General features: G+C 52.6%; 13 protein-coding genes. 7 read left to right on the top strand and 6 right to left on the bottom strand.

What is annotated here, in order from left to right:
* Positions 1-79 precede the first annotated feature (79 nt).
* Both fetA and fetB read left to right on the top strand, forming a co-directional pair.
* Positions 80-757, top strand: coding sequence for an iron efflux ABC transporter ATP-binding subunit FetA (gene fetA / locus ACJHXA_RS06210; RefSeq protein ID WP_001157535.1), 678 nt, complete (start codon positions 80-82; stop codon positions 755-757).
* Entirely contained in the window at positions 744-1,523 is a 780-nt protein-coding gene (gene fetB / locus ACJHXA_RS06215; protein WP_001297299.1) for an iron efflux ABC transporter permease subunit FetB, read from the top strand. The genes fetA and fetB overlap by 14 nt, the downstream gene beginning before the upstream one ends.
* A gap of 62 nt (positions 1,524-1,585) precedes the next feature.
* Here fetB and cnoX read toward each other — a convergent pair whose 3' ends face one another.
* The 3 genes from cnoX to tesA are packed head-to-tail and all read right to left on the bottom strand — an operon-like array spanning position 1,586 to position 3,923.
* Positions 1,586-2,440 carry a chaperedoxin gene (gene cnoX / locus ACJHXA_RS06220; protein ID WP_001295322.1) on the bottom strand — a complete coding sequence of 285 codons (855 nt, stop codon included), beginning with the start codon at positions 2,438-2,440 and terminating at the stop codon, positions 1,586-1,588.
* Positions 2,441-2,500: 60 nt separating this feature from the next.
* Complete coding sequence (gene ybbO / locus ACJHXA_RS06225) at positions 2,501-3,310, bottom strand: NADP(+)-dependent aldehyde reductase (protein WP_000148953.1); 810 nt, start codon at positions 3,308-3,310, stop codon at positions 2,501-2,503.
* Positions 3,300-3,923: a multifunctional acyl-CoA thioesterase I/protease I/lysophospholipase L1 gene (gene tesA, locus ACJHXA_RS06230; RefSeq protein ID WP_001295836.1), complete on the bottom strand. Its 624-nt coding sequence runs from the start codon at positions 3,921-3,923 to the stop codon at positions 3,300-3,302. Before tesA ends, ybbO begins: the two co-directional genes overlap by 11 nt.
* On the opposite strand from tesA, the gene ybbA reads away from it, so the two are divergent.
* A complete protein-coding gene (gene ybbA / locus ACJHXA_RS06235; RefSeq protein WP_001110579.1) occupies positions 3,894-4,580 on the top strand; it encodes a putative ABC transporter ATP-binding protein YbbA in 687 nt (228 codons plus the stop codon). The genes tesA and ybbA overlap by 30 nt on opposite strands.
* Entirely contained in the window at positions 4,577-6,991 is a 2,415-nt protein-coding gene (ybbP, locus tag ACJHXA_RS06240) for a putative ABC transporter permease subunit YbbP (protein WP_000561877.1), read from the top strand. Before ybbA ends, ybbP begins: the two co-directional genes overlap by 4 nt.
* 217 nt (positions 6,992-7,208) lie before the next feature.
* Here the strand turns inward: ybbP and dinQ are convergent, their stop codons facing one another.
* The 3 genes from dinQ to allS form a co-directional block, all read right to left on the bottom strand.
* Complete coding sequence (gene dinQ, locus ACJHXA_RS06245; RefSeq protein WP_001308457.1) at positions 7,209-7,364, bottom strand: damage-inducible type I toxin DinQ; 156 nt, start codon at positions 7,362-7,364, stop codon at positions 7,209-7,211.
* Positions 7,365-7,703: 339 nt separating this feature from the next.
* Positions 7,704-8,798, bottom strand: coding sequence for a tRNA 2-selenouridine(34) synthase MnmH (gene mnmH, locus ACJHXA_RS06250; RefSeq protein WP_001158000.1), 1,095 nt, complete (start codon positions 8,796-8,798; stop codon positions 7,704-7,706).
* A 68-nt stretch (positions 8,799-8,866) separates the two neighbouring features.
* The gene (allS, locus tag ACJHXA_RS06255; protein ID WP_000460145.1) at positions 8,867-9,793 is read right to left on the bottom strand and encodes an HTH-type transcriptional activator AllS; all 927 of its coding nucleotides are present in this window, start codon (positions 9,791-9,793) and stop codon (positions 8,867-8,869) included.
* Positions 9,794-10,022: 229 nt separating this feature from the next.
* On the opposite strand from allS, the gene allA reads away from it, so the two are divergent.
* From allA to gcl, 3 genes are all read left to right on the top strand, one after another.
* On the top strand, positions 10,023-10,505 hold the full coding sequence (gene allA / locus ACJHXA_RS06260) for an ureidoglycolate lyase (RefSeq protein ID WP_000776388.1): 483 nt from the start codon (positions 10,023-10,025) through the stop codon (positions 10,503-10,505).
* A gap of 77 nt (positions 10,506-10,582) precedes the next feature.
* Positions 10,583-11,398, top strand: coding sequence for an HTH-type transcriptional repressor AllR (gene allR, locus ACJHXA_RS06265; protein ID WP_000141275.1), 816 nt, complete (start codon positions 10,583-10,585; stop codon positions 11,396-11,398).
* Positions 11,399-11,487: 89 nt separating this feature from the next.
* Positions 11,488-13,269 (top strand): glyoxylate carboligase, encoded by a 1,782-nt coding sequence (gcl, locus tag ACJHXA_RS06270; RefSeq protein WP_001096881.1) that lies wholly within the window; start codon positions 11,488-11,490, stop codon positions 13,267-13,269.
* Positions 13,270-13,271 lie beyond the last annotated feature (2 nt).

Here is a 13,271-nt window from a genome sequence, read left to right on the forward strand (position 1 = left end):
TGATTACTGAAAGAGAGTTCCCCCTTATTCCTGCGAAGGATAAACTGTTTTTAGTAAAAATCAGAAAAAGGGAACAGTGATGCAGGAAAATAGTCCTTTGCTTCAGCTACAAAACGTAGGATATCTGGCGGGTGATGCGAAGATTCTTAATAACATCAATTTTTCGCTGCGTGCTGGCGAATTTAAGTTAATTACCGGTCCTTCCGGTTGTGGCAAAAGTACGCTGCTAAAAATAGTTGCTTCATTGATCAGCCCAACCAGCGGAACGTTACTGTTTGAAGGTGAGGATGTCAGCACACTAAAGCCAGAAATCTACCGCCAGCAAGTCTCTTACTGCGCCCAGACGCCGACGCTGTTTGGCGATACGGTATACGATAATCTGATCTTTCCCTGGCAGATCCGTAACCAGCAGCCTGACCCGGCCATTTTTCTCGATTTTCTCGAACGCTTCGCTTTGCCGGACAGCATTTTGACGAAAAATATCGCCGAGCTATCTGGTGGTGAAAAACAACGCATCTCACTGATTCGTAACCTGCAATTTATGCCGAAGGTTTTATTGCTGGATGAAATCACCAGTGCGCTGGATGAAAGTAATAAACATAACGTTAATGAGATGATCCATCGTTATGTGCGCGAGCAAAATATTGCCGTGCTGTGGGTGACACACGATAAAGACGAAATTAATCATGCGGATAAAGTGATTACACTGCAACCGCATGCCGGAGAAATGCAGGAAGCACGCTATGAACTCGCATAATATTACTAACGAATCATTGGCACTGGCATTAATGCTGGTGGTGGTGGCAATCTTAATTAGCCATAAAGAAAAACTGGCGCTGGAGAAAGATATTTTCTGGAGCGTCGGGCGAGCGATAATTCAGCTGATTATTGTCGGCTATGTGCTGAAGTATATTTTCAGCGTGGATGATGCCAGCCTGACATTATTGATGGTGTTATTTATCTGCTTTAATGCGGCGTGGAACGCGCAAAAACGCAGTAAATATATTGCTAAAGCTTTTATCTCATCGTTTATTGCCATTACGGTCGGGGCGGGAATTACCCTGGCGGTGCTGATTCTCTCTGGGTCGATTGAATTTATCCCGATGCAGGTGATCCCTATCGCCGGGATGATTGCCGGTAACGCCATGGTAGCGGTGGGGTTGTGTTACAACAATTTAGGGCAACGGGTCATTAGCGAACAGCAACAGATTCAGGAGAAACTGAGTCTTGGTGCGACGCCGAAGCAGGCTTCAGCGATATTGATTCGCGACAGTATTCGCGCGGCTTTAATTCCGACGGTCGATTCAGCAAAAACGGTTGGCTTAGTGAGTTTACCAGGAATGATGTCCGGGCTGATATTTGCCGGGATTGATCCGGTGAAGGCGATTAAATATCAGATTATGGTGACCTTTATGCTGCTCTCAACCGCCAGCTTGTCGACCATTATTGCCTGCTATTTAACCTATCGTAAGTTTTATAATTCGCGCCACCAGTTGGTGGTGACGCAATTGAAGAAGAAATGATGCGATGCCGGATGCGCAGCATCGCATCCGGCGTTGTGGTTCATGTGCCGATCAACGGAATATCAATACAACAATGCATACAGCTGGCGGCGATACTTCGACGCCAGTGCATCACCCGTACCCAGCGCAGCGAGGATCTCCTGGAACGTTTTACGCGTCTGACCGTCTGCGGCGGTGAGATCTTTACGCAGATGCCCGAACAGCAACTCCAGCGCCTCTTCATTGCGCCCAACCTGGTGCAGTTGCAGAGCCAGTTGCGTCGCCAGTGCGGCATCTTCTGGATTCTCCGCCACCTGCTGTTGCAACTGTTGAATTTCCGGCGTATCAGCCGCCTGCTTCAGCAGTTCGATTTGCGCCACCAGCCCCTGGTAGCGGGTGTCCTGATCCTGCAACGGAATGGTTTTCAGCACCGCTTCCGCATCTTCAGAACGGTTCAGCGCAATCAGCGTTTCTGCCAGCAGCAGGCCGATCTCCCCGTTCTGATTCGACAACTGCCAGGCGTCTTTCAGCAATGGCAGGGCATCGGTGTAATTGCCTTCCTGCATCAGTTGCATCGCCTGCTGCGCTTTCAGCTCTTCTTCGCGCGGCAGCACTTTATCCAGCAGGGCGCGGATCGCCTCTTCCGGTTGCGGCCCCTGGAAGCCATCTACCGGTTGCCCGTTCTGGAACAGATACACGGTCGGAATCGCGCGCAGACCAAACTGGGCGGCAATCATCTGCTCCGCGTCGCAGTCCAGCTTCGCCAGAATAAATTGCCCGTTGTACTGCGCCGCAAGGCTTTCCAGAATTGGGGTTAACTGCAAACAGTGCTGGCTACGTTCAGACCAAAAATAGAACAGCACCGGAGTGGTCATCGACTGTTCAAGAACCTGTTGCAGGTTAGATTCGTTAATGTTGACAATATTTTCTACGGACATGGAGTCGCTCTCTGTTGTCGATATTTTCTTTGACATGGGGGCTTAAGCGCGCGCTTCAACTCACCCCTGCAATATTTTGTCCATCACGCGCCCCGGCAGCAGGCGCTTAAGCACCATTACTGCCCAGGTCACCAGCGTTACCGGATAGCGCATCTTCGGCTTCTCGCTAATAAAAGCATGGCGCACTTTGTCCACCACCGCTTCCGGTCCCAACGTAAAGCGGGCGGCGATGCCGGGATTTTCGACTGGTTTATCACTTTGCGTCTGGTTGACGTTGTCGGTGAAGCGGGTACGAATAGGACCGGGTTCGATCAGGCTAACTTTAATTCCGCTGTGGCGCAGCTCCATGCGCAGTGCGTCTGACCACGCCTCCAGCGCATATTTACTGGCCGCGTAAGCGCCGCGACCCGGCGTGGAGATTAATCCCATCACCGATGATGTCATCACAATACGCCCTTCACCGTGCGGTAACATCGCGGGTAACAGGCGTATGGTGAGCTGGTGTGCGCCGAAAAAGTTGGCGGAAAACTGCTGTTCCATCTGCGCGCGGCTGATGGTGGAAAGGGGGCCATACATGCCGAATCCGGCATTGTTAAAGATCCCATACAGACAATTATCGGTCAGGGCGATCACTTCGTCGGCTGCGCGATCAACACTTTCTGGCGAATCCAGATCGATCAACACGCCGGTAAATCCCATGCTGTTCATGCGCTCAACATCATCCGGTTTCCGGCAACCTGCCAGCACATGAAAACCCTGGCGTTTTAATTCGAGCGCGCTTTCCAGGCCAATTCCACTGGAACATCCGGTAATTAAGACCGATTTTTGCATAACTTTACCTGTCAGGATCTCCGTTGCTTTATGAGTCATGATTTACTAAAGGCTGCAACTGCTTCGCCATCCAGTCGGCAATAAACGGCTGGGCGTCGCGGTTGGGATGAATACCGTCATCCTGCATCCATTGTGGCTTGAGGTAGACCTCTTCCATAAAAAAGGGCAGCAGCGGAACATCAAACTCTTTGGCGAGTTTGGGGTAAATGGCGCTAAAGGCTTCATTATAACGGCGACCATAGTTTGCAGGCAGACGTATTTGCATTAACAATGGTTCAGCGTTGGCGGCTTTGACATCCTGCAAAATCTGGCGCAGCGTTTGCTCGGTTTGCTGTGGCTGAAAACCACGCAAACCGTCATTGCCGCCCAGTTCAACCAGCACCCAACGCGGCTGATGCTGTTTCAGCAGAGCCGGAAGGCGCGCCAGTCCTTGTTGCGAGGTGTCGCCGCTGATGCTGGCATTAACTACCGACGTTTTACTCTGCCACTTATCATTCAACAAGGCAGGCCAGGCCGCGCTGGCAGACATTCGATACCCGGCGCTCAGGCTATCACCCAGAATCAATAACGTGTCCGCTGCGGCGGCACGGAAGGTTAACAGGACCAGGAACAGGAAGGGCAAATGCCAGCGGAAAACATTGTTGAAGTTCATCATCTTAAGAAGTCCGTCGGTCAGGGGGAGCATGAACTCTCCATCCTCACCGGAGTTGAGCTGGTTGTCAAACGTGGCGAGACCATTGCACTGGTGGGCGAGTCGGGATCGGGTAAGTCAACCTTGCTGGCGATCCTCGCCGGGCTGGATGACGGCAGCAGTGGCGAAGTGAGTCTGGTGGGACAACCGCTACATAATATGGACGAAGAAGCGCGGGCAAAGTTGCGCGCGAAGCACGTAGGCTTTGTTTTTCAGTCATTTATGTTAATTCCTACCCTTAACGCCCTGGAAAACGTCGAGCTTCCGGCGCTGCTGCGCGGTGAGAGTAGCGCGGAAAGTCGTAACGGGGCGAAAGCGTTGCTCGAACAGTTAGGGCTGGGTAAACGTCTTGATCATCTTCCGACACAGCTTTCCGGCGGCGAACAGCAACGAGTGGCGCTGGCGCGAGCCTTTAATGGTCGACCTGATGTGCTGTTTGCCGACGAACCCACCGGCAACCTTGACCGCCAGACGGGCGATAAAATTGCCGACTTGCTGTTTTCCCTCAACCGTGAGCATGGCACCACGTTGATTATGGTGACCCACGACCTGCAACTGGCGGCACGCTGCGACCGCTGCTTACGGCTGGTGAACGGGCAGTTGCAGGAGGAAGCATGATTGCACGTTGGTTCTGGCGCGAATGGCGCTCGCCGTCGCTATTAATTGTCTGGCTGGCGCTAAGCCTGGCGGTGGCCTGCGTGCTGGCGCTGGGCAATATCAGCGATCGCATGGAGAAGGGCTTAAGCCAGCAAAGCCGGGAGTTTATGGCGGGCGATCGGGCGTTGCGCAGTTCGCGCGAAGTGCCGCAAGCGTGGCTGGAGGAAGCGCAAAAGCGCGGCCTGAAAGTCGGCAAGCAGCTGACTTTCGCCACCATGACATTTGCAGGCGACACACCGCAGCTGGCGAACGTCAAAGCGGTGGATGATATCTATCCGATGTATGGCGATCTGCAAACCAATCCCCCTGGCCTGAAACCGCAGGCGGGCAGCGTATTGCTGGCCCCACGCCTGATGGCACTACTTAACCTGAAAACGGGCGACACCATTGACGTGGGCGATGCCACCTTGCGGATTGCCGGAGAAGTGATTCAGGAACCGGATTCCGGTTTTAACCCCTTCCAGATGGCTCCGCGTCTGATGATGAATCTGGCGGATGTCGATAAAACCGGAGCCGTGCAGCCGGGGAGTCGGGTCACCTGGCGTTATAAATTCGGCGGCAACGAGAACCAGCTCGACGGCTATGAGAAATGGTTGTTACCCCAGCTTAAACCCGAACAACGCTGGTACGGTCTGGAACAGGACGAAGGCGCGCTGGGGCGATCGATGGAACGCTCGCAACAGTTCCTGCTGCTTTCGGCGCTTCTGACCTTGCTGCTGGCAGTGGCAGCGGTGGCGGTAGCGATGAATCATTACTGTCGCAGTCGCTACGATCTGGTGGCGATCCTCAAAACGCTGGGGGCAGGGCGAGCGCAACTGCGTAAGCTAATTGTCGGTCAGTGGTTGATGGTGCTGACGCTTTCAGCCGTTACCGGTGGGACCATAGGCCTGTTGTTCGAAAACGTGTTGATGGTGCTGCTCAAGCCCGTTCTGCCTGCTGCACTACCGCCAGCCAGCCTCTGGCCGTGGCTGTGGGCGCTTGGCACCATGACGGTCATCTCGCTGCTGGTGGGGCTACGACCATACCGCTTGTTGCTGGCAACGCAGCCTTTACGCGTATTACGTAATGATGTGGTAGCGAACGTCTGGCCGCTGAAGTTTTATCTGCCGATTGTCAGTGTGGTGGTTGTGCTGCTGCTCGCCGGATTAATGGGTGGCAGCATGCTGCTTTGGGCGGTGCTGGCGGGCGCGGTAGTACTGGCTTTGCTGTGCGGTGTGCTGGGCTGGATGCAGCTGAATGTACTTCGCCGCATGACGCTGAAATCGCTACCTCTGCGCCTGGCGGTTAGCCGCCTGTTACGTCAGCCGTGGTCAACGTTAAGCCAGCTTTCGGCATTTTCGCTCTCCTTTATGCTGCTGGCGCTGTTGCTGGTATTGCGTGGCGATCTGCTCGACCGCTGGCAGCAGCAGCTACCGCCAGAAAGCCCGAACTACTTTTTAATTAACATCGCCACAGAACAGGTAGCACCGCTAAAAGCGTTCCTCGCGGAACATCATATAGTCCCGGAATCATTTTATCCGGTAGTGCGGGCGCGGCTGACGGCGATTAACGATAAGCCGACAGAAGGTAATGAAGATGAGGCGCTTAATCGCGAACTCAATCTTACCTGGCAAAATACGCGGCCCGATCATAATCCGATTGTCGCCGGTAACTGGCCGCCAAAAGCCGATGAAGTGTCGATGGAAGAGGGGCTGGCGAAACGCTTAAACGTTGCCCTCGGTGATACCGTGACTTTTATGGGCGATACCCAGGAGTTCCGCGCTAAAGTGACCAGCCTGCGCAAAGTGGACTGGGAAAGTCTGCGGCCTAATTTCTATTTTATTTTCCCTGAAGGGGCATTAGACGGGCAACCGCAGAGCTGGCTTACCAGTTTCCGCTGGGAGAATGGCAACGGCATGTTGACACAACTCAACCGCCAGTTCCCGACCATTAGCCTGTTAGATATTGGCGCGATTTTAAAACAGGTCGGTCAGGTGCTGGAGCAGGTAAGTCGGGCGCTGGAGGTGATGGTGGTGCTGGTCACCGCCTGCGGTATGTTGCTGTTGCTGGCACAGGTGCAGGTGGGAATGCGCCAGCGTCATCAGGAGCTGGTGGTATGGCGCACACTCGGTGCGGGGAAAAAACTGCTGCGCACGACATTGTGGTGTGAGTTCGCCATGCTTGGGTTTGTTTCCGGCCTGGTGGCCGCAATTGGTGCGGAAACGGCACTGGCAGTGTTGCAGGCGAAAGTGTTTGATTTCCCGTGGGAGCCAGACTGGCGATTGTGGATTGTGCTGCCGTGCAGCGGTGCGCTGCTGCTGTCGCTTTTCGGCGGCTGGCTGGGCGCGAGACTGGTTAAGGGTAAGGCGCTGTTCAGGCAGTTTGCGGGGTGATGACAGGCGTTAGATTGCCTGATGCGCTACGCTTATCTGGTCTACGAAGATCGTGCAATATATTGATTTTGCAAGATTGTGTAGGCCGGATAAGGCGTTTACGCCGCATCCGGCATGAACAGTGTGCATTTTGGCAATAAATATGAAACCAACTGTCATGTCGGTTTTTTTAAAGGCCGAAGGTGGTAAACCTTCGGCCTTAGCTACGTTTCCTCAGTTATTCAATAAACTGACGGATCAGTTCCAGCAGCGCGATTAGCGCCTTAAGAACGATGAGAACTTTATCGAGAAAAGTTTTCATCCGTTGCTCCCTTAAGGGAGAAAGACAATCACAGCTTACCCTTACGTTGCCTGTAACTATGATTTTCTTCATGTGCTAGATGAGGACTGCCTCTCTCCAAATTAGAGCACCAGAATCAGCACCACCTGTATCCTGACCAGGACTTAAAAGTACTTTTCCGCACTGCGGTAATCCCTTGAGGCAGTATCACTACTAGCGTCGGGATTGTATCGCCAACATAGCTGTTTGAATATGTAGGCATCCTGACTTATAATTCGCTTGCTAGATGAGGACTGTTTCATTTCTGCCCGGAACCACCAAGTCTTGGGCGGAAAAAATAAAAAAACCGACTGTCATGTCGGTTTTTTTATATCTGTATTCTGGTGCAACCATTCTGTTCTCACGACAATCGCCGTTTCAGAATACCGCCCATCACTGCGCCTTAACCCATTCCGCCACTTCCGCCCACTCACCGCGAAAGACAACTTTTTCCGCTTTTTTCTCAAGCTGATAGCGATACATTGGGTCGTAATATTCTTTAAGTAACGGCACCAGCCAGGCCAGATGACCGTCGGTGCTGCCGGTGGTGAGTTGCGTTGTCAGCGCCGTATCCAGCTGGGCAGCGAGTTCGTTATAGCGCTGTAACCCCAGCCGACGCTTAATCGCCGAAAGTCCGTGATGCAGGTATTCGCAATATTCCTGCCAGCCCTGTTCGTCGCCATAAGCGTGGGTAAAATCATGATGCATACGCAAGAAATACTCTTCGTTCAGGCGTTCAAGACGGATCTCAAACGGATCTTCTACCACCGCAATCGCCGCCTGAGTCATTCGCTCGCGCAGACATTCCGGCAGGTGATTCGAACCGATCATCCGGCTTTCGTCTTCCAGCACCCACAGGCGCAAATCCTGACGGGCGTCGGTTTTCAGCATTTCGGCAGCCAGCAGGTTTTCAAAACTCGCCTGGCTAAGTTGTGGTTGTAACGTGCGACCAAACGCCGAACCGCGATGGCGCGCCAGCCCTTCCAGATCAACACCGTTCGGCTGTTGCTGCACTAACAGCGTTTTACCGCTGCCAGTACAACCGCCAATCAGCACTATCGGTTTTTGTGCCAGTTCAATAGTCGCCTGAATCGCGGTCTGGCGCAGTGCCTTATAACCGCCTTCCACCAGCGGATAATCAATCCCCGCTGCATACAACCAGCTTTGCACAATATGTGAGCGCTGACCGCCACGGGCGCAGCAGAGAATACCTTGCGGATTTTGCAGGCACGCTGCCCGCCAGGCGTCCATGCGCTGCTGACGAATTTCACCCGCCACCAGTTTATGCCCCAGCGCCAGCGCTGCGTCTGAGCCTTGCTGTTTATAGCAGGTGCCAACGGCGGCGCGTTCATCGTTATTCATTAACGGCAGATTGATAGCGGCGGGCATTGCGCCTTGCTCAAACTCGATAGGGGCGCGAACATCAATAATGGGCGTATCAGCAATCAGCAGGGCACGATAGTCCTGTTCCGTGTGTCTCTCTTGCATAGTTAAAAGTGAACCTCAAATCAGCTTGCGCGCTATTTTACGCGCCAACGCGCAAGGAAACTTGATTTTTAACTGCGTGGGTTGCCGAAAATTTCTAAAAATCCGCTGATTTCCGGCCTGCGCTGGGTAAACAAGGTCACAATATCTTCTACCGCTTTGCCGCTGCCAAATTTGCGCCATGCCAGACTCAATGGCGAAGGAGGGCGCATCGTTGGGATTACCCGGCTAACCAGTTGTTGATTATCGATCATTGACTGGCAAAGCGATTTTGGCAAAAAACCAATGCCAACGCCCGCAAGATGGGCGGCGATTTTCGTTTCCATATCAGGAACAATAATCTCTTTTTGCCCTGGCAATCGCCAGGCGACGCGTTTGGTTAAGGTGCGGGCGCTGTCTTCAATATTGACCGCCGGAAAGCGCCGCAACTGCGCTTCTGTTAGCGGCTCTTCAACGTTCGCCAGCGGATGATCCGCCGCCATGACAAAGCGCCATTGCACCGATCCTAAGGGATCAAGACTAAAGGTATTTGCCAGCGCCTCGGTTCCCGTGACGCCGATAGCCAGTGAAAAACCTTCGTACAATAGCGAATCCCAGACGCCCATATAGATTTGTCGGGAGATGTGAAACTGGGTAAAGGGGTAACGTTCATTCAGCCACGCCAGCAACTGGGCGACGGCCTGGGGGTTGTAGAGCAGGTTGTTGATGACAATATTCACCTGGCGTTCCACGCCATCATTCACCTGTTGCAGCTCGCTTGGCATACTTTCCAGCCAGCTCAGCCAGTCTCTGGCCTGGGAAAGTAGATGCTCGCCAGCCGCTGTCAACGTCACGCTACGAGTCGTACGGAAAAACAGCGCTACTCCGGTATTCTCTTCCAGAAGTTTAATGCGATAACTGATCGTCGCCGTGGTTTTACATAATCGTTCTGCCGCTTTTGAAAAACTTCCTGTTTCAGCAACCGCAATGAAAGTCCGCAAGGTTTCTGGATCGAACATCTTCAGGTATCCCCTTTTAAATCCGCAAGTTGCGTGATTTTCTTATCCTCTGATTTATCAGTATTTTTACATGATAACCCTGTTCAATTTGTGGACTAAATCTAGTTTTGGAAAAATATTCCAACTTTTGTATTGATGTTGTTCTCTTAAGGTTTTAGATTGCCTGTTATTGAAACCAAGCTGACCGGTCGGCGATGGTTGAACGGAATTATGTTACAAGGACAAAAAGATGAAACTTCAGGTATTACCGTTAAGTCAGGAAGCCTTTAGTGCTTATGGCGACGTAATCGAAACTCAGCAACGGGATTTTTTCCATATTAACAATGGCCTGGTGGAGCGTTACCACGATTTGGCGCTGGTTGAGATTCTTGAGCAAGACCGTACGCTTATCAGCATTAACCGCGCGCAACCGGCGAATCTGCCGCTGACCATTCACGAACTCGAACGTCATCCGCTGGGCACTCAGGCCTTTATCCCGATGAAAGGTGAAGTGTTTGTGGTGGTCGTGGCGTTAGGCGACGACAAACCAGACCTGTCAACGCTGCGGGCGTTTATCACCAACGGCGAACAGGGAGTGAATTACCATCGTAACGTCTGGCATCACCCACTTTTCGCCTGGCAGCGCGTCACCGATTTTCTGACCATCGATCGCGGCGGCAGTGACAACTGTGATGTTGAAAGTATTCCTGAACAGGAACTCTGTTTTGCGTGACGCCTGCAACCGACTTGCATAAGATAAACTAATTGTTCATTGTTTATGCTCACTTGTAGGTCGGAGTTAACGTAGGTATGACGGAAGTTAGACGGCGCGGCAGGCCAGGACAGGCGGAGCCTGTGGCACAGAAGGGCGCACAGGCGTTAGAGCGGGGAATTGCGATTCTGCAATATCTGGAAAAAAGTGGGGGAAGTTCGTCGGTTAGCGATATTTCTCTCAATCTGGATTTGCCGCTCTCCACGACCTTTCGCTTGCTGAAGGTTTTACAAGCAGCGGATTTTGTCTATCAGGACAGTCAATTAGGCTGGTGGCATATAGGATTAGGTGTCTTTAACGTCGGTGCAGCGTACATCCATAACCGCGATGTCCTCTCCGTCGCCGGGCCGTTTATGCGCCGCCTGATGTTACTTTCCGGCGAAACGGTCAATGTCGCGATCCGTAACGGCAATGAAGCAGTATTAATTGGTCAGTTAGAGTGTAAATCGATGGTCAGGATGTGTGCGCCACTGGGCAGTCGTCTGCCGCTGCATGCTTCCGGTGCGGGCAAAGCGCTGCTTTATCCGCTGGCGGAAGAGGAGTTGATGAGCATCATTCTGCAAACCGGTTTGCAGCAGTTTACGCCAACTACGCTTGTGGATATGCCCACCTTGCTGAAGGACCTGGAACAAGCGCGTGAACTGGGCTATACCGTAGATAAAGAAGAGCATGTTGTAGGTCTGAATTGCATAGCTTCAGCAATTTACGATGATGTCGGTAGTGTTGTTGCCGCTATCTCCATCTCCGGGCCTTCATCAAGACTGACAGAAGATCGTTTTGTCAGTCAGGGTGAGCTGGTCAGAGACACCGCCCGCGATATCAGCACGGCGTTGGGACTGAAAGCACATCCATAATGTCTGTCGCATCCCGCTCTGCGGAGCGGGTTTTTTTGACAAAATTTGAAAGTTGGAAAAATTTTCCAATAAATAGAGGTAGGAATAAAATGGCAAAAATGAGAGCCGTTGACGCGGCAATGTATGTGCTGGAGAAAGAAGGTATCACCACCGCCTTCGGTGTTCCGGGAGCTGCAATCAATCCGTTCTACTCAGCGATGCGTAAGCACGGCGGTATTCGTCACATTCTGGCGCGTCATGTGGAAGGTGCTTCGCACATGGCGGAAGGTTATACCCGCGCAACGGCAGGAAATATCGGCGTATGTCTGGGGACTTCCGGTCCTGCGGGCACGGACATGATCACCGCGCTCTATTCCGCTTCTGCTGATTCCATTCCTATTCTGTGCATTACCGGCCAGGCACCGCGCGCCCGTCTGCATAAAGAAGATTTTCAGGCCGTAGATATTGAAGCAATTGCTAAACCGGTCAGCAAAATGGCGGTTACAGTTCGTGAAGCGGCGCTGGTGCCTCGCGTGCTGCAACAGGCATTTCACCTGATGCGTTCTGGTCGTCCGGGTCCGGTACTGGTGGATTTACCGTTCGACGTTCAGGTTGCGGAAATCGAGTTTGATCCTGACATGTACGAACCGCTGCCGGTCTACAAACCTGCTGCCAGCCGTATGCAGATCGAAAAAGCTGTAGAAATGTTAATCCAGGCCGAACGTCCGGTGATTGTTGCCGGGGGCGGGGTAATTAATGCTGACGCAGCTGCACTGTTACAACAGTTTGCTGAACTGACCAGCGTTCCGGTGATCCCAACGCTGATGGGCTGGGGCTGTATCCCGGACGATCATGAACTGATGGCCGGGATGGTTGGTCTGCAAACCGCGCATCGTTACGGTAACGCAACGTTGCTGGCGTCCGACATGGTGTTTGGTATCGGTAACCGTTTTGCTAACCGTCATACCGGTTCGGTAGAGAAATACACCGAAGGGCGCAAAATCGTTCATATCGATATTGAGCCGACGCAAATTGGTCGCGTGCTGTGTCCGGATCTCGGCATTGTCTCTGATGCTAAAGCGGCGCTGACACTGCTGGTTGAAGTGGCGCAGGAGATGCAAAAAGCGGGTCGTCTGCCGTGTCGTAAAGAATGGGTCGCCGACTGCCAGCAGCGCAAACGCACTTTGCTGCGCAAAACCCATTTCGACAACGTGCCGGTGAAACCGCAGCGCGTGTATGAAGAGATGAACAAAGCCTTTGGTCGCGATGTTTGCTATGTCACCACCATTGGTCTGTCACAAATCGCTGCGGCACAAATGCTGCATGTCTTTAAAGACCGCCACTGGATCAACTGTGGTCAGGCTGGTCCGTTAGGCTGGACGATTCCGGCTGCGCTAGGGGTTTGTGCCGCTGATCCGAAACGCAATGTGGTGGCGATTTCTGGCGACTTTGACTTCCAGTTCCTGATTGAAGAGTTAGCTGTTGGCGCACAGTTCAACATTCCGTACATCCATGTACTGGTCAATAACGCTTATCTGGGGCTGATTCGCCAGTCGCAGCGCGCGTTTGATATGGACTACTGCGTGCAACTCGCTTTCGAGAATATCAACTCCAGTGAAGTGAATGGCTACGGTGTTGACCACGTAAAAGTAGCGGAAGGTTTAGGTTGTAAAGCGATTCGCGTCTTCAAACCGGAAGATATTGCGCCAGCCTTTGAACAGGCGAAAGCCTTAATGGCGCAATATCGGGTACCGGTAGTCGTGGAAGTTATTCTCGAGCGTGTGACCAATATTTCGATGGGCAGCGAACTGGATAACGTCATGGAATTTGAAGATATCGCCGATAACGCAGCGGACGCACCGACTGAAACCTGCTTCATGCACTATGAATAAGG

Source organism: Escherichia sp. WS33, assembly GCF_046486385.1.
Taxonomy (GTDB): domain Bacteria; phylum Pseudomonadota; class Gammaproteobacteria; order Enterobacterales; family Enterobacteriaceae; genus ECMA0423.

What these genes read in the sequence shown, in the direction of transcription:
- ybbO (WP_000148953.1), bottom strand. Translation starts at nt 3,310, where the DNA reads ATGACTCATAAAGCAACGGAGATCCTGACAGGTAAAGTTATGCAAAAA.
- dinQ (WP_001308457.1), bottom strand. Translation starts at nt 7,364, where the DNA reads ATGAAGAAAATCATAGTTACAGGCAACGTAAGGGTAAGCTGTGATTGT.
- allS (WP_000460145.1), bottom strand. Translation starts at nt 9,793, where the DNA reads ATGTTCGATCCAGAAACCTTGCGGACTTTCATTGCGGTTGCTGAAACA.
- fetB (WP_001297299.1), top strand. Translation starts at nt 744, where the DNA reads ATGAACTCGCATAATATTACTAACGAATCATTGGCACTGGCATTAATG.
- cnoX (WP_001295322.1), bottom strand. Translation starts at nt 2,440, where the DNA reads ATGTCCGTAGAAAATATTGTCAACATTAACGAATCTAACCTGCAACAG.
- mnmH (WP_001158000.1), bottom strand. Translation starts at nt 8,798, where the DNA reads ATGCAAGAGAGACACACGGAACAGGACTATCGTGCCCTGCTGATTGCT.
- ybbP (WP_000561877.1), top strand. Translation starts at nt 4,577, where the DNA reads ATGATTGCACGTTGGTTCTGGCGCGAATGGCGCTCGCCGTCGCTATTA.
- gcl (WP_001096881.1), top strand. Translation starts at nt 11,488, where the DNA reads ATGGCAAAAATGAGAGCCGTTGACGCGGCAATGTATGTGCTGGAGAAA.
- tesA (WP_001295836.1), bottom strand. Translation starts at nt 3,923, where the DNA reads ATGAACTTCAACAATGTTTTCCGCTGGCATTTGCCCTTCCTGTTCCTG.
- ybbA (WP_001110579.1), top strand. Translation starts at nt 3,894, where the DNA reads ATGCCAGCGGAAAACATTGTTGAAGTTCATCATCTTAAGAAGTCCGTC.
- fetA (WP_001157535.1), top strand. Translation starts at nt 80, where the DNA reads ATGCAGGAAAATAGTCCTTTGCTTCAGCTACAAAACGTAGGATATCTG.
- allA (WP_000776388.1), top strand. Translation starts at nt 10,023, where the DNA reads ATGAAACTTCAGGTATTACCGTTAAGTCAGGAAGCCTTTAGTGCTTAT.
- allR (WP_000141275.1), top strand. Translation starts at nt 10,583, where the DNA reads ATGACGGAAGTTAGACGGCGCGGCAGGCCAGGACAGGCGGAGCCTGTG.